The sequence below is a fragment of the Vibrio sp. B181a genome (assembly GCF_030248375.1).
Classification (GTDB): Bacteria; Pseudomonadota; Gammaproteobacteria; order Enterobacterales; family Vibrionaceae; genus Vibrio; species Vibrio campbellii.
Genome location: NZ_JAHGAD010000025.1, coordinates 21666 through 40619, shown reverse-complemented (window position 1 = coordinate 40619; position 18954 = coordinate 21666). Strand labels below are relative to the sequence as shown.

Here is an 18954-nt window from a genome sequence, read left to right as displayed (position 1 = left end):
TATACATAAAACTTAGAAAGTGACGCATAGTTAGTCATCATTATCAACTTGAGCAGTGTTGATATATCTGTCGGGATGACAGATAAGCAAAGGGAGAATTGCAATGGCTCTTTATGATCCAAGTCTTGAGAAAGACAACTGTGGATTTGGCTTGATCGCGCACATGGAAGGCGAGCAAAGTCACAAGCTGGTACGTACAGCAATTTCTGCACTTGATCGCATGACCCACCGTGGTGGTATCGCCGCCGATGGTAAAACCGGTGATGGTTGTGGTCTTCTTTTACAAAAGCCCGATTCCTATTTACGCCTTATCGCTGAAGAAAATGGCTTCAACCTTGGCAAGCAATACGCCATTGGGATGATTTTCTTCAACCAAGATCCGGTGAAAGCCCAACTCGCCAAAGACATCATCAACAAAGAGCTCGCACAAGAGACTTTGACGGTAGCAGGGTGGCGTGAAGTACCAACCAATTCAGAAGTACTCGGCCCAATCGCCGCCGATTCACTTCCAAACATTCAGCAAGTCTTTATCTCTGCTCCGGCAGGTTGGCGCGAGCGTGACATTGAGCGTCGCCTCTATATTGCACGCCGTCGCATCGAGAAACAAATCACCGAGGATCCTGACTTCTACATCTGTAGCTTGTCGACACAAGTTTTGGTGTACAAAGGCTTGTGCATGCCTGCGGACTTACCGCGCTTCTATCTTGATCTTGCTGATCTACGCATGGAATCCGCTATCTGCCTGTTCCACCAGCGTTTTTCTACCAACACTCAACCGCGTTGGCCTCTGGCTCAACCGTTCCGTTACCTTGCACATAATGGTGAGATCAACACTATCGAAGGTAACAGACAGTGGGCGCGAGCGCGAGCTTACAAGTTCTCGTCACCACTGCTGCCAGACCTACAAACCGCAGCACCGTTTGTGAACGAGACAGGTTCAGATTCTTCCAGCTTAGATAATATGTTGGATCTATTCCTTTCTGGCGGTATGGATATCTTCCGTGCCATGCGCATGCTTGTGCCACCAGCATGGCAAAACCATCCAGACATGGACCCGGATCTGCGAGCGTTTTACGACTTCAACTCTAAGCACATGGAACCATGGGATGGTCCGGCAGGTATCGTATTGTCTGACGGCCGTTACGCTGCCTGTAACCTAGATCGAAATGGTCTGCGTCCTGCACGTTATGTGATTACCAAGGACAAATTTATCACCCTAGCATCAGAGGTAGGGATTTGGGACTACGCTCCCGATGAAGTTGCCGAGAAAGGCCGTGTTGGTCCGGGTGAACTGCTGGTTGTCGATACTCGTAAAGGGAAGCTTTGGCAGTCTAGCGAGATCGATAACGATCTGAAATCCCGCCACCCTTACCGCGAATGGATGGAAAACAACGTTCGCAAACTCACTCCTTTTGCTCAGCTACCTGAAGATCAAGTGGGTGAGCGCAGCTTTGATGAAGACTTACTCAAGACTTATCAAAAGCAATTTGCTATGAGCAATGAAGAGGTCGATCAAGTACTGCGTGTTCTTGGTGATATGGGCCAAGAAGCGGTCGGCTCCATGGGTGATGACACCCCAATGGCCGTTCTCTCGTCGAAAGAGCGCTTGGTGACTGATTACTTCCGTCAGAAGTTCGCTCAGGTAACCAACCCGCCAATCGATCCATTGCGTGAAAAACACGTTATGTCACTGGCGACCAGTATCGGTCAGGAGATGAACGTCTTCTGTGAAACCGATGGCCACGCCTACCGAGTGACCTTCGATTCGCCAGTATTACTTTACTCAGACATGCAGCAATTGCTTGAGCTTGGTGACGATCACTACCGTAATACCATTCTCGATATCAATTACGATCCACAACAAAAAGATCTCAAACAAGCCATTGATGATTTGTGTGAACAAGCAGAACACGTTGTCCGTGAAGGCACGGTTCTAGTCGTGCTTTCAGATCGCGCTTTAGTCAAAGGCAAGTTGCCAATTCCTGCAGCAATGGCAGTCGGTGCGGTTCAAACTCGCTTGATCGATGCCAACTTACGTTGTGATGCCAACATTGTTGTTGAGACTGCAACAGCTCGTGACCCACACCAATTTGCTGTCTTGCTTGGCTTTGGCGCCACTGCAGTTTACCCATACCTAGCTTATGAAGCGCTAGGTAAGCTAATTGATGATAAAGCGCTAGAAAAAGACTATCGCGATGTGATGCAAAACTACCAATACGGCATCAACAAAGGTCTGTACAAGATCATGTCGAAAATGGGGATTTCTACGATCGCCTCTTACCGCTGCTCGCAACTGTTTGAAGCGGTTGGCTTGAGCCAAGAAGTGGTCGATTTGTGCTTTAAAGGTGTTACAACTCGTATTGAAGGCGCGAACTTCGACGACTTCCAACAAGATTTGTACAACCTTTCTCGTAAAGCTTGGGCAAAACGTAAGGCCATCGAGCATGGTGGTCTATTGAAATATGTCCACGGTGGTGAATATCACGCCTACAACCCAGACGTGGTTGGCACACTGCAAACTGCGGTTAAATCAGGCGAAAGTAACGATTATCAGAGCTTTGCTAAGCAGGTGAACCAACGCCCTGTTGCCATGCTGCGTGACTTAATGGCGCTGAAAAAATCAGACACCCCGCGACCTTTAGAGCAAATTGAGCCTAGCACTGAGCTCTTCAAACGCTTTGATTCTGCGGCGATGTCCATTGGTGCACTTAGTCCAGAAGCGCACGAAGCACTTGCAACAGCGATGAACCGCCTTGGTGGTTACTCTAACTCAGGTGAAGGTGGTGAAGATCCACGTCGCTTCGGTACAGAGCGTAACTCGCGCATCAAACAAATTGCTTCAGGTCGATTTGGTGTTACGCCTCACTACCTAACCAATGCAGACGTACTGCAGATCAAGGTCGCACAGGGTGCGAAGCCGGGCGAAGGTGGTCAGTTACCGGGACACAAAGTCACCGCAGAAATCGCAAAACTGCGTTATTCGGTACAGGGGGTGACTCTGATCTCCCCTCCTCCGCACCACGATATTTATTCGATTGAAGACTTAGCCCAGCTGATCTTCGACCTAAAACAAGTCAATCCAAATGCGCTGGTTTCGGTGAAATTAGTATCTGAACCTGGTGTCGGCACCATCGCAACAGGCGTCGCGAAGGCCTACGCTGATCTCATTACCATTTCGGGTTACGACGGCGGTACTGCAGCAAGCCCATTAACTTCAGTGAAATACGCAGGTAGCCCTTGGGAGTTGGGACTGGCAGAGACACAACAAGCACTGGTTGCCAATGGTCTACGCCATAAGATACGTCTACAGGTAGATGGTGGTCTAAAAACGGGTCTAGACGTGGTGAAAGCGGCGATTCTCGGTGCGGAAAGCTTCGGTTTTGGTACTGCGCCAATGGTGGCAATGGGTTGTAAATTCCTACGTATTTGTCACCTCAACAACTGTGCTACTGGCGTTGCGACTCAAGACGAGACATTGCGTAAAGAGTACTTCAAAGGCCTACCGGAAATGGTGATGAACTACTTCATCGGTCTGGCGGACGAAGTGCGCGGATTGCTCGCTGAACTTGGTGTTGAAAAACTGACTGACTTGATCGGTCGTACCGATTTGTTGGAAACCGTTGAAGGTCTGACAGCAAAACAAACCAAACTAGATCTGTCGAATATCCTTGAAGCACCAGTCTCTCCAGAAGGACACCCTCTTTACTGGACACAACCAAATACACCATTTGATAAAGCAGAGCTAAACAACAAGATCATCGAAGATGCACTACAAGCGGTTGAAAAACGTCAATCTGCTAGCTTCTTCTACAACGTGATCAACACCGACCGTTCTGTGGGTGCTCGCCTATCAGGTGAAATCGCTCAGCGTTACGGCAACCAAGGCATGGCGGCAACGCCAATCAAACTGCACTTGGATGGCACTGCTGGTCAGTCATTTGGCGTTTGGAACGCGGGAGGCGTAGAGCTTTACCTCACTGGTGATGCCAACGACTACGTAGGTAAAGGCATGGCTGGCGGTAAGGTGGTTATCAAGCCTCACCTTGGCACTGCATTTAAATGTAATGAAGCGACCATCATTGGTAACACCTGTCTGTACGGCGCGACCGGCGGTAAGCTGTTTGCGGCGGGTAAAGCCGGTGAACGTTTCGGCGTACGAAACTCAGGTACGATTGCCGTCATTGAAGGCGCTGGCGATAACGCTTGTGAGTACATGACTGGTGGTATTGTTGCCATTCTTGGCGCAACAGGCGTGAACTTTGGCGCAGGCATGACTGGCGGTTTTGCTTACGTATTGGATGAGAACCAAGACTTCCAAGGTCGCGTGAATAACGAATCTGTTGAAGCGATTTCTCTGTCGGATCTCTACATCCATCAAGAGCACTTACGTGGTCTTATTGCCGAACATCTTGAAGAAACCGGCTCTAGCCACGCAGAAGATATCTTGGCGAACTTTGATGAATGGATTCCAAAGTTCTACTTGGTGAAACCACAAGCGGCGGATTTGCGCACGCTACTTGGTCACCAGAGTCGTAGTGCCGCAGAACTGCGCGTTCAAGCCCAGTAATCATGGAGGATGTTTGAATCATGAGTCAGAACGTTTATCAATTTATCGATGTTCAACGCGTAGATCCTGCGAAGAAACCTATCAAAGTGCGTAAGATCGAATTCGTTGAAATCTATGAACCATTTACCAAACAACAAGCGACTGCGCAGGCGGATCGCTGCTTGGATTGTGGTAACCCATATTGTGAATGGAAGTGCCCAGTCCACAACTACATCCCGCAATGGCTAAAGTTAGCCAATGAAGGTCGTATCCTCGAAGCCGTTGAGCTATCGCACCAAACTAACAGCTTGCCTGAAGTTTGTGGCCGAGTATGTCCGCAAGATCGTCTATGCGAGGGCTCTTGTACTCTCAATGAGGACTTTGGTGCAGTCACTATAGGTAACGTTGAAAAATACATTACCGACAAAGCCTTTGAAATGGGCTGGAAGCCTGACATGTCTAAGGTGGAATGGACCGATAAAAAGGTTGCCATCATTGGTGCAGGCCCAGCTGGCTTAGCAGCCGCTGATATCCTAGTGCGAAATGGCGTGAAACCTGTCGTATTTGACCGCTACCCTGAAATTGGAGGCCTACTGACCTTCGGTATCCCTTCGTTCAAGCTTGAAAAAGGCGTGATGGAAAACCGCCGTCGCGTCTTTACCGAGATGGGCGTGGAGTTCAAGATGAACATCGAAGTAGGTAAAGATGTGCAGATGCAAGAGCTACTTGATGAGTACGATGCCGTCTTTTTGGGGGTTGGTACTTACAAGTACATGCGTGCGGGACTAGAAAATGAAGGTGCGCCGGGCGTTTACGATGCTCTGCCATTCTTGATTTCAAATACGTACAAGGTCATGGGCTTGGAGCACGATAAACCATTTATCGACATGGCAAAGCAACGCGTAGTGGTACTCGGTGGTGGTGATACCGCAATGGACTGTGTTCGTACCTCTATCCGCCAAGGCGCGTCAAACGTGGTATGTGCTTACCGTCGTGATGAAGCCAATATGCCAGGCTCTCGCCGCGAGGTGAAAAACGCCAAGGAAGAAGGCGTGAAGTTCATGTTCAACCTTCAGCCTTTAGGAATTGAAGTCGATGCGTCAGGTAAGGTTTCAGGGGTCAAAGTGGTGAAAACTGCCCTTGGTGAGCCTGATGAAGCAGGCCGCCGACGCCCAGAACCAGTAGAAGGCAGCGAGCACGTTCTACCAGCAGACGTCGTTATCATGGCGTTTGGTTTCCAGCCACACAAAATGGACTGGCTAGCTCCGTTTGATGTCGAGTTGGACCAATGGGGCCGCATCAAAGCTCCTGCGAAACAAGAGTTCCAATTCCAGACCAGCAACAAAAAGATCTTCGCTGGTGGCGATGCGGTACGAGGCTCAGATCTGGTCGTGACCGCGATTGATGAAGGTCGAAAAGCCGCAGAAGGTATTCTCGATTACCTTGAAGTTTAATCACTGTTAACGTCTCAAAAAGGATCCTACTATTGGATCCTTTTTTCTTTTATTACATATAATTAAATTCCTAAGATAAGGGATAAAACCAATGAAAAAAGCCGCTCTCCTTTCCATTACTTTGCTCGGCTTAACCGCTTGTAGCCAAGGAGTCACAACCATGACGGATCGTTCTCAATCACCTTGTGGTGACAAACCCAACTGCGTCTCCACCCAAGACACGCGTGAAGAATACAACCTAACACCATTCACCCTAACCGAATCCACGAACATCGATGCAATTGAGCAAGTGGCGCTTGAACTGCCAGGCGCGAAGACAGCCGTTAAAGAAGGCAATTATCTACGTATCGAATGTACATCTAAAATCATGCGCTTTGTGGACGATTTAGAGCTTAAGCTCGAAGGCGATCAGTTAATTGTTCGCTCAGAATCTCGCGTTGGCTATTCAGACTTTGGCGTGAACCGTAAGCGTGCCGAACAATTACGTTCACTGTTGGCGAATGCTGAGTTAATCAAATAACGACCACATATTGGTGCAGAGTGGTATACTCTCGCCAACTTAAATTTTTATCGAAAGAGAGTGTTATGAAAGTTGGTATCATCGGTGCGATGGAACAAGAAGTCACCATCCTGAAAGAAGCAATGACAAACTGCCAAACAGTAAGCAAAGCAGGTTGTACGTTTTTCTCTGGTCAGATTAACGACGTTGATGTGGTACTACTTCAATCTGGCATCGGTAAAGTAGCGGCTGCAGTAGGCACAACTATTCTGCTAGACGAGTACCAACCAGATGTGGTTATCAACACTGGCTCTGCGGGTGGCTTCGATTCAAGCCTAAACCTAGGCGACGTTGTAATCTCAACAGAAGTTCGTCACCACGATGCAGACGTAACTGCGTTTGGCTACGAAATGGGTCAAATGGCAGGCCAACCAGCAGCATTCAAAGCGGATGAGAAGTTAATGGACCTTGCTGAAAAAGCACTGGCTCAAATGGAAAACACTCACGCCGTTCGCGGCCTGATCTGTACTGGTGATGCGTTTGTTTGCACAGCAGAACGCCAAGAGTTTATCCGTAAACATTTCCCTTCAGTTATCGCTGTAGAGATGGAAGCATCTGCTATCGCTCAAACTTGTCACCAATTCAACACACCGTTTGTTGTTGTTCGTGCTATCTCTGACGTAGCAGACAAAGAATCGCCAATGAGCTTCGAAGAGTTCCTACCGCTAGCAGCGAAAAGCTCTTCAGAAATGGTATGCAAAATGTTGGAACTGACTAAGTAAGTCCCCAGAATTTCATGGAAGAAATATTTCAACAGCTCTATGCCAATGGTGCGCTCCTCGTCATGTGGGGCGCATTACTATTCCACTTATTAATCCCTATTCCTCACGCTGCTCATCCTGTGACTTTGTGGCATAAATTCGCAGAACAACTGGCGAACAAAGTTAATAACAACCACAACTACTCACAAAGCATTCTCTCTGGCGGACTCGCACTGCTTCTTATGCTTGTACCCTGCTTGATATTACTGCTCGCGATGAAACCTTTAGTTTGGCAAGCGCCCTTATTTGAGCTGGCATTGCTGCTTATTGCTCTCGACTGGCGAAACAACGAATCACTTGCGAAACAACTGGTCACAGCAATGTCGAATGAGAACAAAGTGCAGTGCCGAGCACTACTAAAACCTTACCTTAATCGAGATACCGAGAGCTTATCACTGCTTGGCATTGGTAAAGCTGGTGCAGAGACCATCATCATGGGTTACGGACGTAACGTTGTGTGCGTGTTGTTCTGGTATGGATTGACTGGTGGAATTGGCGCATTAATGTATCGCCTAACGGCAGAGCTAGCTCGTGCTTGGTCCCCAAGTCGCCGCCAGTATTCACCTTTTGGTAAGCCTGCTATTCAGCTAATGGCTGCATTGGAGATTGTTCCTTTGCGCTTATTTGCCGTGTTCATTAGCATGGGTAAAAACCTATCGAGTGTTTCGACTGCTATGCTTCAACAAGCGAAGTCTTGGCCACTTCCAGGGCCAGCTTGGTTATTGTGCTCGATTGGTAACAAGCTTCAATTGTCACTTGGCGGCCCAGCGCTGTACCAAGGTCAAAGAGCTGAACGAGCGAAAATTGGTGGTCGTATAGCGCCATCTGCTATTCATTTGGCACAAATCCAAACCCTAATTGTATGGCGTATTTTTGCTTGGATCGTTATCCAAAGCCTGATTCTCGGACTCATTTATCAAGGACTATGATGAACAAACTTTGCTTTGCTCTTCCTCTTATCTTCTCTGCCGCTTCTTTTGCCAATGAACCAGTTCAACGCGTCATCAGCCTGGCACCACACTCAACAGAAATCGCCTATTCTGCAGGTCTTGGTGACAAGCTGATTGCCGTCAGCGAGATGAGTGACTACCCAGAGCAAGCTAAAGATTTAGAGAAAGTATCAAACTATCAAGGCATCACGTTAGAGCGCATCATTGCCCTTCAACCCGATTTGGTTATCGCTTGGCCAGCAGGTAATCCAGCCAAAGAACTTGAAAAGCTCAAGCAGTTTGGAATTCCTATCTACTACTCAACGACTGGAACGTTAGAAGACATCGCTACGAACATTGAGCAACTTAGCCAGTACAGTGAGAAGCCAGAAGTTGGGCAAAAAGCCGCCGCAGAATTCCGCGCGCAGTTAGAAGCATTAAAAGAAAAATACAATACCGAGGATAAAGTCAGTTACTTCTATCAATTAAGTGAGAAACCGATCATCACCGTTGCGGGCAAGAACTGGCCAAGTGAAGTCTTCACCTTCTGTGGTGGCGAGAATATCTTTGCTAAAGGCAGTGCCCCTTACCCACAAGTCAGCATCGAGCAAGTGATTACTCGCCAACCCGAAGTCCTGTTTACCTCTCGCCATGCCATTAGTAATGATGGCATGTGGGCAGAATGGAAAAACGACATCCCTGCGTTAAAGAACAACCACGTTTGGTCACTCAATTCCGATTGGATCAACCGCCCAACCCCAAGAACCTTAAACGCGATCACAGAGGTGTGTGAACACTTTGAAACCGTTCGGCAAAAACGCTAACGTTTTCGTTGGAAATCCCGTACAATTTCCGTCCCATTTCTGTTCCCCCACAATTTGTTTAAAAGGTACCAAGTAACATGGACTCCATGCTGCTTTATATGATCGATTTATTCGGTACTGCTGTCTTTGCGGTTTCTGGCGTTTTACTCGCAGGCCGATTAAAGATGGATCCTTTCGGTGTGATCGTACTCGGTAGTGTGACAGCTATTGGCGGCGGCACTATTCGTGATATGGCGCTTGGCGCAACCCCGGTCTTCTGGATCACTGACACCACTTATCTTTGGGTAATTTTCATCACTTGTTTGCTCACGATGATTCTCATTCGTCGCCCTAAGCGCTTGCCTTGGTGGGTTCTACCTGTCTGTGACGCAATTGGTTTAGCGGTATTCGTCGGTATCGGTGTCGAGAAAGCCCTCGCCTACAATGCTTCTGGCATGGTAGCGGTGATCATGGGCGTGATCACTGGCTGCGGTGGCGGCATTATCCGTGATGTGCTGGCTCGTGAGGTACCCATGGTGCTGCGAAGCGAAGTCTACGCGACCGCATGTATCATAGGCGGAATTTTCCATACAACGGCATTGAGTATGGGGCACGACCATTCAGTCGCCCTACTCGCAGGTGTCATTTCAACCTTGATTATTCGCCTTGGTGCGATTCGCTGGCACTTGTCACTGCCAACCTTTGCTATCAATCGTTGATCGATACGAATCAATTTACGCACAAGAGCCGACTGAAACGTCGGCTCTTTTTGTTTGTAAAATCACCTGTCGCTTCTCATCTCAAGCTTGGCTATATTAGGCCTATTATTCCCAACATTCATGGATAGACATGTTACTGGAAGGCATCGAAACACTATTAGTTTTAAGTAAAGCAAAAACGATGAGTCGCACTGGGAGTTTGCTGTATATCAGCCAATCTGCGGTGAGTAAACGTATCGCGAACCTAGAGAAAAAACTGGGAAAGAAGCTAGTAGAACCGTCAGGGAGAACCATTAAACTCACACCTGATGGCATGGCTTTGATCGAGAATATTGGCCCATCTTTTAACGAGTTACGTGGCCTTATTTATGAACAGCAAGAGCTAGAGGACACATCATTAATCACCCTCGATAGCTCAAAGTCTCTTATTGCGGGTTATCTTGGAAAAACCATTGGTGATTACCTCAAGCAAGATCAGTACTTAACTATAACCACCAACCACAGCCCTAGAATCGTTGAGCGAGTTCAATCCGGTAAAGCGACCATTGGGCTTTGCGCTGGTTTGCTTCCACCACATCACGGCTTGATGGCTTTTCATCTGTGCGATGAACCTTTTTTCCTCGTTAGTGATCAACCACTGAATGAACTTCCGAAAAAAGTCATCACAAATGATTTAGCTAACCCGTCCAATAGCTACCAACTGCCTGCATTAGAGAAAATCGGCATCAAACCATTGATGGAAATGGATGCCTACACTGCAGCAGCCCAACTTGCACTTGGAGGGGCAGCGCCAGCATTAATACCGTTATCGATCGTTAGAGCGTTAAAGATCCCTGACCATAACTGCTTTATGTTCGAACAACTGACATCTTTAATTCGACCGATTCATATCTGCGTTAGGCAAAACGTGTACCAGTCACCAAGAGTTAAAACAGTGATAGAAACCATTGGTGATGTTGTTGCCAGAGAAGTTTCGCGGCCATCAGCATAGACATAGTAATCACCAAAGGTCGAATCCACTTTTGGCCTTTGGTCACCACTACTTTGGCACCAAGCTGAGCACCAATAAAGCCCCCCACAGCCATGGTCAGACCGATTTCCCACACAGGCAAACCAGCAAGAATAAAGAACAGCAGAGCCGCGATATTTGAGGTGAAGTTGAGAATCTTAGTACGAGCGGTCGCATCAACCAAAGAGAAGTGACCCAGTGCGACAAAGCAAAGCGCAAAGATAGAGCCAGTACCAGGACCAAAAAAGCCATCGTAAAAGCCCACGCCGCCACCGACGCACAAAGCGAACATCGCTTCAGAGAGCTTTGGCTCCCCTTCCGCGGCTTTCGAAGTTGAAGAGAGCAAAAAATAGAGTGAAATCGCGATCAGCAAGACAGGGATAAGACTAGTGAGCACACCGGCATCGATAAACTGCACAGCCTCTGCGCCAATAGCAGAACCAATAAAGGTACATAGAATCGCTAAGCGCATCTCTTTCAGGCTAACAATGCCATTACGCACAAAGTACCAACTAGCAGAAAAGCTTCCAAACGAGCTTTGGAGTTTGTTGGTCGCCAATGCCTGAGTAGGACTTAAGCCTGCGGCCAACAAAGCAGGCAGCGTCAAGAGGCCACCACCTCCCGCCATCGCATCAATAAATCCCGCAGCGGATGCGACAAAAAACAATGCAATTAAGATTTCGAACGTAACTTCCACTTGTGCGCCCTTGTAAATATTTGTAACCAAGATGAAGCAACGATAGCACTGCCCAGCAAACGCACAAAAGGAAACTCAAGACACTAACCTATTCCATATTTTCATCAATTAGAAGGTTCTAAGAAATGATACGTTAAATGTATCAATTACATTTACAATAGAATTGACTCTCAAGAGCATTTCAATTTTTTGATGGGAAAGAAAAACACTGGCCTAATCTGGTAAATTCAATCTCATAGAAAGTGAAAACAATGGATGCTTTAGGGATTCGCCCATCAATAAAAGAGCAACAGTTACGCTCTCGTATAGAACAAACCGTAAATCTAAAACAGCTCTTCAAAGTCATAGACTCTAGGCCTGAAACTTCGGGGGCTGGGGTTATTTATATCGCAGGTGATTCAACGATAATCTCTCTTCGAAAGTTCAACTCCAGTTGTCGCGTCAACCCTATCAACATTATTTTAAAAGAGCCGACGTCTCCTATGTCTGCTGATAGCTACGCTAAAGAACTGAAGTCTTCGAATAGAGAGTCTAAGTTAGCTTCTGAGCTTATTGGAGCAAGCTTAAGCTGTGCTTCAGCTGCTTTAGGTTGGATTGTGGTAGTTGGTAGCGTTGGCGCGATTCCAATTTCGGGAGGTACGAGTGCTGCCGTTACTTATTTGGGATACAGTGCTGCAGCTGCCTCTACCGTTCAGTGCATGGTGGGTATAGGCAGAAGTGGAGCTGAGAGTTTTGCTCCAGAAAAGCTAGATGAACTGGACTCGCAAGCTTGGTATCAAAATACATCTAAAGCCCTCGATTACATATCTCTGGTCGGTGTTGGAGCCTCTGGCACAGCCACAATAAAAACTATAAATAATCTACAGAAGAGCTCAGGAAAAAGCTTAAGTGAAGTCTTAAAAGGCTTGAATCGACACGAACGAGCAAGGCTCACGAAAGAAATTTCGAAGCAAAACATTCCAAACTTATCTGCAAAAGCCTTTAAACAACTAGTACGTTCAGGAAGCGTAAAACGAAGATACTCTTCACAAGAGATCAGTAATGCCATCCAACTTCAACTAAAAGATGCCATTGGTGCAACTATCAGTTTCGTGGGCAGTGCAACCTCCGGCAACGTCGGTGCTATTGCAGTGGGTGTGTACGAGGAGTTTTCCATTGAATAGTAGAGAAAAAGAAGTCTTCATTCTGTCCGCTAAAAGCATCGCTACAGCTTTAAGTGCAATAATGCTTTTAACAATGGGGGGAGGATTAAATACTTTCTTTCTGGATCAACTAATCGATATTTCAACCACTTACGGTCCATTCTACTTTTGGGTAGTAATGATGGGCATTGGTGCACTTTTGGTAACGATTCCATTTGGGATGATCATTATTCATGGTTTAAAGTTCTTAAACCCAATCAATATTTTCAATGCCACGATACAGATTTTCATTGCGATATGTTTTGGAGTTTCAGAAGCAAAATTAGGAGACCTATTGTGGTTGGTAGCCCTTGCTCTCCCCATTCTTGCTCTTTATTTGATGAATACACCTTCCTACAAATCCTTCATAACCTTTTACTATGAATTAGCTCAGAGCCGTAGAGAGCATCGAAGACAAATGCAAAATATCAACAAGTAGAACAAGTTGCTTAATTAAATAAAAAAAAGCCCGCTCAAATGAGCGGGCAATGAGGTTGTCATATAAGCCCTATTTTTCGGGCTTACTGATTTTTATCTATTACGCTTCTAGGCTAGCTTTCACTTTTGCGTGTAGCTCTTGAACCGAAGTTACTGTGCTCTTCGCATCTGCCGTGTGTGCCATACAAGTTGCGAATGCAGCGTTTAGCGTTGTCGTGTAGTTCACTTTCTCAGCCAGTGCACCACGACGCAGAACTTTAGAGTCTTCAATCGCTTGACGACCAGCAGCCGTGTTTACGATGTAGGTGTACTCGTTGTTCTTGATACGGTCAAGAATGTGAGGGCGACCTTCGTGTACTTTGTTTACTAGACGTGGGTTGATGCCCGCTTCGCCTAGAATCACTGCTGTACCGTGTGTTGCATCTAGCTGGTAACCAAGTTTTGTCAACTTAGACGCTAGGTCCACAACACGCTCTTTGTCACCTGCACGAACAGACAATAGTGCACGACCACCTTCTGGGTAAATGTTGCCACAACCCAATTCTGCTTTCGCGTAAGCTTCTGCAAACGTTGCACCAACACCCATAACCTCACCAGTAGATCGCATTTCTGGGCCTAACAGTGGGTCTACACCAGGGAATTTGTTGAATGGAAGTACAACTTCTTTCACTGAGTAGTAAGGTGGGATGATTTCTTTCGTAAAGCCTTGAGCTTCAAGCGATTGACCCGCCATTACACGCGCAGCAATCTTAGCGATTGGTGCACCCGTTGCTTTAGATACAAACGGTACTGTACGCGCTGCACGAGGGTTCACCTCGATTAGGTATACTTGGTTGTTCTTAACCGCAAACTGCGTGTTCATCAGACCACGAACACCCAACTCAAACGCTAGCTTTTCAACTTGCTCGCGCATTACGTCTTGGATTTCTTGGCTTAGCGTGTATGCAGGAAGAGAACATGCTGAGTCACCTGAGTGAACACCCGCTTGTTCGATGTGCTCCATGATACCGCCGATAACCACACGCTCACCGTCACAGATAGCATCGATATCGACTTCAACTGCGTCGTCTAGGAAGCTATCTAGTAGTACTGGAGACTCGTTTGATACGCTCACAGCTTCGTTGAAGTAGCGACGTAGGTCTTGCTCATCGTATACGATTTCCATCGCACGACCACCAAGTACGTAAGAAGGACGTACAACCAGTGGGTAACCGATTTCACGAGATTTCTCTACCGCTTGCTCCATCGTCGTTACTGTCGCGTTTTCTGGCTGTAGAAGACCTAGACGGTCAACAGCAACTTGGAAACGCTCACGGTCTTCTGCACGGTCGATTGCATCTGGGCTAGTACCGATGATTGGCACGCCAGCCGCTTCAAGTGCACGAGCCAGTTTAAGTGGTGTTTGACCACCGTACTGAACGATAACGCCTTTTGGCTTCTCAACACGAGCGATTGCTAGTACGTCTTCCAGTGTTACTGGTTCGAAGTACAGACGGTCAGACGTGTCGTAGTCCGTAGAAACAGTCTCAGGGTTACAGTTAACCATGATAGTTTCGTAGCCATCTTCTCGCAGTGCTAGCGATGCGTGTACACAACAGTAGTCAAATTCGATACCTTGGCCGATACGGTTTGGACCGCCGCCTAGAATCATGATCTTGTCTTTGTCTGTTGGGTTTGCTTCACACTCGTCATCGTAAGATGAGTACATGTAAGCTGTATCAGAAGAGAACTCAGCCGCACACGTATCAACGCGCTTGTACACTGGGTGGATGTAGTACTGGTCACGTAGACGGCGGATTTCGCTTTCCGCAACACCTAGAATCTTAGATAGACGCGCATCAGCAAAGCCTTTGCGCTTCAGCTTGTTAAGTTCTTCTTTGTTTAGACCAGCGAAGCCTTTTGCTTTTAGCTCTTGCTCAAGCTTCACGATGTCTTCGATTTGAACTAGGAACCAACGGTCGATTTGCGTTAGGTTGAATACGCCATCTACTGACATACCCGCACGGAATGCATCCGCGATGTACCAAATACGCTCTGCGCCTGCTTCTTTCAGCTCATGACGGATTTTCGTCAGTGCGTCTGGTGCATCTAGGTCAACCATTTCGTCAAAGCCAGTCGCGCCAACTTCTAGGCCGCGAAGCGCTTTTTGTAGAGATTCTTGCTGATTACGGCCAATAGCCATAACTTCACCAACAGACTTCATTTGCGTCGTTAGACGGTCGTTAGCACCAGCAAATTTCTCGAAGTTAAAACGAGGAATCTTAGTTACTACGTAGTCGATTGTTGGTTCGAATGATGCTGGCGTAGCGCCGCCAGTGATGTCGTTCATTAGCTCGTCTAGCGTAAAGCCAACTGCTAGTTTCGCTGCAATCTTAGCGATTGGGAAACCTGTTGCTTTTGAAGCTAGAGCAGAAGAGCGAGATACACGTGGGTTCATCTCGATGATAACCATACGGCCATCTTTCGGGTTGATACCAAACTGTACGTTAGAACCACCAGTTTCAACGCCAATCTCACGCAGTACTGCTAGAGATGCGTTACGCATTAGCTGGTATTCTTTGTCTGTTAGTGTTTGCGCTGGTGCAACCGTGATTGAGTCACCCGTGTGGATGCCCATTGGGTCAAAGTTTTCAATCGCACATACGATGATACAGTTGTCCGCTTTGTCACGAACCACTTCCATCTCGTACTCTTTCCAACCGATAAGAGATTCATCGATAAGAAGTTCGTTGGTTGGAGATAGGTCCAAACCACGACGACAGATTTCTTCGAACTCTTCCTTGTTGTATGCGATACCGCCACCAGTACCACCCATAGTAAATGATGGACGGATAATACATGGGAAGCCAACCATATCGAGAACAGCGTAAGCTTCTTCCATCGTTTTTGCAGTATCTGCACGTGGACACTCAAGGCCGATAGACTTCATCGCTTTATCGAAACGAGAACGGTCTTCCGCTTTGTCGATTGCGTCAGCAGTCGCACCAATCATCTCAACGCCGAACTCTTCAAGAACACCGTGCTTCTCTAGGTCTAGTGCACAGTTCAATGCAGTTTGACCACCCATTGTTGGTAGTACTGCATCCGGCTTTTCTTTCGCGATGATGTTGCGAACCACTTCCCATTGAATTGGCTCGATGTAAGTTGCATCCGCCATGTCTGGGTCAGTCATGATGGTTGCAGGGTTAGAGTTTACTAGGATAACTCGGTAACCCTCTTCACGCAGTGCTTTACACGCTTGTGCGCCAGAGTAGTCAAACTCACATGCCTGACCGATAACAATCGGACCAGCACCAAGAATAAGAATACTTTGAATGTCAGTACGTTTTGGCATTATCTACTACTCCGAATTAAGCGCTGTGTTTTTTGATTAGTTCGATAAAGTGGTCAAATAGCGGTGCCGCGTCGTGTGGACCTGGGCTCGCTTCAGGGTGACCTTGGAAGCTAAATGCTGGCTTGTCTGTGCGGTGAATACCTTGTAGAGAGCCATCAAATAGCGATACGTGAGTAGCACGTAGATTTTCAGGTAGTGTTGCTTCGTCTGCTGCAAAACCGTGGTTCTGCGACGTAATCATCACAACATTACGCTCCAAATCTTTTACTGGGTGGTTTGCGCCGTGGTGACCAAACTTCATTTTCACTGTTTGTGCACCCGATGCTAGCGCAAGGATTTGGTGGCCTAGACAGATACCAAAGATTGGAAGGCCTTTTTCTAGGAATACTTTTGTCGCTTCAATCGCGTAAGTACATGGTTCTGGGTCTCCAGGGCCGTTTGATAGGAAAACGCCATCTGGGTTTAGAGCCAGAACTTCTTCTGCTGAAGTTTCAGCAGGAACAACCGTTAGGCGGCAGCCTCGGTCAACCAACATGCGCAGGATGTTGCGTTTTGCGCCGAAGTCGTAGGCAACAACGTGATATGGCAATTCGCTGTCGTCTTTCGCTTCTGGAAGTCCACCCTCAAGCGTCCACGAACCTTGTTTCCATTGATACGCTTCTTTTGTTGTAACCTCTTTCGCAAGATCCATTCCTTTCAAGCCAGGGAATTCTTTTGCTTTCGCTAGTGCCAAAGCTTCGTCTAGGTTGTTACCAGCTACGATACAACCGTTTTGAGCACCTTTTTCACGCAGGATACGAGTTAGCTTACGCGTGTCGATGTCTGCAATGCCGACGATGTTTTGCGACTTGAGGTAATCAGAAAGGGATTGTTCATTACGGAAGTTAGAAGCGATAAGAGGGAGATCGCGAATCACAAGGCCTTGTGCGTGGATTGAAGAAGATTCTTCGTCTTCGGAATTGGTTCCGGTATTGCCTATGTGAGGATAAGTAAGAGTAACGATTTGTTGAGAATAGGAAGGATCAGTGAGAATTTCTTGGTACCCCGTCATCGAGGTATTAAAAACAACTTCACCAACGGAAATACCATCTGCTCCAATGGAAACACCGCGGAACACTGTCCCATCTTCTAGGACTAACAGTGCTAATTTACCCAAGACAACCTCCAGAATAAAAATGCATAAAAAATAAATTAAGCTGCAAATTTGCCTTCCTTTACCTTGATTATTTACATAAACAGGTATTTTTGACAAATTGGCGGTATTCTAAAGACGGACTTGGAAACTGTCAACACACATTGAAAAATAAATTAGTACTTTCTAGCGAGTAAGGGCATTTCAACAGAAAAAGCCCTAAAAAAGTAAGTTTTACTTACCTACACATCAGTTACCATGACTTTTTTGTGAATTTTACAAATTTGAACTTATTACAGATCACAAAATTTTCCGAGTTTTTTGCGCAAACGTTCATCCAGCAAAAACAACCCTCACTTTTAAGCTTTACACACAAATAAATAGCCAAACCACCCAAAAAACCAACCAAACTATCGATAACACGTGCATCGCACGTACTCATTTCATTTACATAATTTTCTTCAAATACAAAAAAGCCGGCTTACGCCGGCGAATAATTATGTACTTAAAGCTCATTCAACCCGAGGACATCGGTCATGGTATAAAAACCCGCTGGTTTAGAATGTAACCAAACAGCGGCCTTAACGGCACCATTAGCAAAGGTCATACGATCGGTCGCTTTGTGCGTGATCTCAACACGCTCACCAATATCAGCAAACATTGCAGTATGATCACCAACGATATCACCAGCGCGAATAGTGGCAAAACCAATCTCATCTTTGGTGCGCTCACCAGTAATGCCTTCACGCGCGTACACCGCCACATCACTCAGTTTGTTGCCCATTGCACCAGCAATTGCTTCACCCATACCAATCGCTGTACCTGAAGGGGCATCCACTTTATGGCGGTGATGCGCTTCAACAATCTCAACATCACAGTAGTCGCCCATGACTTTGGCTGCTTTCTCAAGAAGCTTAAAGACTAGGTTCACACCAACAGAGTAGTTAGGAGCCATGACAACAGGTACTTGCTTAGCGGCTTCATCAATCAGTTCACGTTCTTCTTCACTAAAGCCCGTAGTACCAATAATAATGCTCTTACCATATTGCTTACACAGTTCTAGATTCGCTAGCGTGCTCACTGGAGCAGTAAAATCGATCACTACATCAAAGTTGTCGACTTCTTTTGTTAAATCATCCGTCAGAAAGACATCAAATTTACCTTCACCACACAGTTCACCCACATCGACGCCAACTAATGAAGATTCTGGACGCTCAGAACCTGCAGTAACGGATGCTTCTGGATTGAGGTGTGATGCTTTAACTAGGTTGCGACCCATACGGCCAGCAGCTCCTGCGATTGCAATACGAACCATTGCGCTTTCTCTCCTTCTCTGGATAAACGAGGTTTGCCTCGTCCTCTTTCGTTTCGCGATATCTTTTTAAACTAACA

The 18954-nt window shown here is 46.8% G+C and carries 14 protein-coding genes; 10 read left to right on the top strand and 4 right to left on the bottom strand.

Going from position 1 to position 18954, the window contains the following annotated elements; genetic code table 11:
- Window positions 1-103: 103 nt before the first annotated feature.
- The 8 genes from gltB (at window position 104) to KIO97_RS12815 (ending at window position 10762) form a co-directional block, all read left to right on the top strand.
- Window positions 104-4567, top strand: a complete 4464-nt coding sequence (gene gltB / locus KIO97_RS12850; RefSeq protein WP_285382850.1) for a glutamate synthase large subunit — start codon at window positions 104-106, stop codon at window positions 4565-4567.
- A 20-nt stretch (window positions 4568-4587) separates the two neighbouring features.
- Window positions 4588-6000, top strand: a complete 1413-nt coding sequence (locus KIO97_RS12845) for an FAD-dependent oxidoreductase (protein WP_005436181.1) — start codon at window positions 4588-4590, stop codon at window positions 5998-6000.
- 91 nt (window positions 6001-6091) lie between these two features.
- Window positions 6092-6520, top strand: coding sequence for a DUF1499 domain-containing protein (locus KIO97_RS12840; protein ID WP_285382848.1), 429 nt, complete (start codon window positions 6092-6094; stop codon window positions 6518-6520).
- A gap of 65 nt (window positions 6521-6585) precedes the next feature.
- Window positions 6586-7281 (top strand): 5'-methylthioadenosine/S-adenosylhomocysteine nucleosidase, encoded by a 696-nt coding sequence (gene mtnN, locus KIO97_RS12835; RefSeq protein ID WP_005436177.1) that lies wholly within the window; start codon window positions 6586-6588, stop codon window positions 7279-7281.
- Between the two features lie 14 nt (window positions 7282-7295).
- The gene (locus KIO97_RS12830; RefSeq protein WP_285382847.1) at window positions 7296-8249 is read left to right on the top strand and encodes a cobalamin biosynthesis family protein; all 954 of its coding nucleotides are present in this window, start codon (window positions 7296-7298) and stop codon (window positions 8247-8249) included.
- Complete coding sequence (gene btuF / locus KIO97_RS12825) at window positions 8249-9073, top strand: vitamin B12 ABC transporter substrate-binding protein BtuF (protein ID WP_285382845.1); 825 nt, start codon at window positions 8249-8251, stop codon at window positions 9071-9073. The genes KIO97_RS12830 and btuF overlap by 1 nt, the downstream gene beginning before the upstream one ends.
- Window positions 9074-9150: 77 nt before the next feature.
- Window positions 9151-9771: a TRIC cation channel family protein gene (locus KIO97_RS12820; protein WP_005425397.1), complete on the top strand. Its 621-nt coding sequence runs from the start codon at window positions 9151-9153 to the stop codon at window positions 9769-9771.
- Between the two features lie 130 nt (window positions 9772-9901).
- The gene (locus KIO97_RS12815; protein ID WP_105064787.1) at window positions 9902-10762 is read left to right on the top strand and encodes a LysR family transcriptional regulator; all 861 of its coding nucleotides are present in this window, start codon (window positions 9902-9904) and stop codon (window positions 10760-10762) included.
- Here the strand turns inward: KIO97_RS12815 and KIO97_RS12810 are convergent.
- Window positions 10698-11477, bottom strand: coding sequence for a TSUP family transporter (locus KIO97_RS12810; RefSeq protein ID WP_009707726.1), 780 nt, complete (start codon window positions 11475-11477; stop codon window positions 10698-10700). The two genes, KIO97_RS12815 and KIO97_RS12810, sit on opposite strands and share 65 nt — an antisense overlap.
- Window positions 11478-11728: 251 nt before the next feature.
- Here KIO97_RS12810 and KIO97_RS12805 point away from each other — a divergent pair, with 251 nt between their 5' ends.
- Complete coding sequence (locus KIO97_RS12805) at window positions 11729-12640, top strand: hypothetical protein (protein WP_038888962.1); 912 nt, start codon at window positions 11729-11731, stop codon at window positions 12638-12640.
- Window positions 12633-13097: a hypothetical protein gene (locus KIO97_RS12800; protein WP_285382842.1), complete on the top strand. Its 465-nt coding sequence runs from the start codon at window positions 12633-12635 to the stop codon at window positions 13095-13097. The genes KIO97_RS12805 and KIO97_RS12800 overlap by 8 nt, the downstream gene beginning before the upstream one ends.
- 99 nt (window positions 13098-13196) lie before the next feature.
- On the opposite strand, the gene carB is transcribed toward KIO97_RS12800, so the two are convergent.
- The 3 genes from carB to dapB all read right to left on the bottom strand — a co-directional run bounded on the left by carB (window position 13197) and on the right by dapB (window position 18877).
- Complete coding sequence (gene carB, locus KIO97_RS12795; RefSeq protein WP_285382840.1) at window positions 13197-16430, bottom strand: carbamoyl-phosphate synthase large subunit; 3234 nt, start codon at window positions 16428-16430, stop codon at window positions 13197-13199.
- Window positions 16431-16446: 16 nt separating this feature from the next.
- Window positions 16447-17586, bottom strand: coding sequence for a glutamine-hydrolyzing carbamoyl-phosphate synthase small subunit (gene carA / locus KIO97_RS12790; RefSeq protein WP_010445883.1), 1140 nt, complete (start codon window positions 17584-17586; stop codon window positions 16447-16449).
- Between the two features lie 481 nt (window positions 17587-18067).
- Window positions 18068-18877: a 4-hydroxy-tetrahydrodipicolinate reductase gene (gene dapB / locus KIO97_RS12785; protein WP_285382838.1), complete on the bottom strand. Its 810-nt coding sequence runs from the start codon at window positions 18875-18877 to the stop codon at window positions 18068-18070.
- Between the last annotated feature and the right edge of the window lie 77 nt (window positions 18878-18954).

Bases quoted from the DNA above. Each gene is read 5' to 3' on its own strand.
- gltB (WP_285382850.1), top strand. From the start codon at position 104: ATGGCTCTTTATGATCCAAGTCTTGAGAAAGACAACTGTGGATTTGGC.
- KIO97_RS12845 (WP_005436181.1), top strand. From the start codon at position 4,588: ATGAGTCAGAACGTTTATCAATTTATCGATGTTCAACGCGTAGATCCT.
- KIO97_RS12840 (WP_285382848.1), top strand. From the start codon at position 6,092: ATGAAAAAAGCCGCTCTCCTTTCCATTACTTTGCTCGGCTTAACCGCT.
- mtnN (WP_005436177.1), top strand. From the start codon at position 6,586: ATGAAAGTTGGTATCATCGGTGCGATGGAACAAGAAGTCACCATCCTG.
- KIO97_RS12830 (WP_285382847.1), top strand. From the start codon at position 7,296: ATGGAAGAAATATTTCAACAGCTCTATGCCAATGGTGCGCTCCTCGTC.
- btuF (WP_285382845.1), top strand. From the start codon at position 8,249: ATGAACAAACTTTGCTTTGCTCTTCCTCTTATCTTCTCTGCCGCTTCT.
- KIO97_RS12820 (WP_005425397.1), top strand. From the start codon at position 9,151: ATGGACTCCATGCTGCTTTATATGATCGATTTATTCGGTACTGCTGTC.
- KIO97_RS12815 (WP_105064787.1), top strand. From the start codon at position 9,902: ATGTTACTGGAAGGCATCGAAACACTATTAGTTTTAAGTAAAGCAAAA.
- KIO97_RS12805 (WP_038888962.1), top strand. From the start codon at position 11,729: ATGGATGCTTTAGGGATTCGCCCATCAATAAAAGAGCAACAGTTACGC.
- carB (WP_285382840.1), bottom strand. From the start codon at position 16,430: ATGCCAAAACGTACTGACATTCAAAGTATTCTTATTCTTGGTGCTGGT.
- dapB (WP_285382838.1), bottom strand. From the start codon at position 18,877: ATGGTTCGTATTGCAATCGCAGGAGCTGCTGGCCGTATGGGTCGCAAC.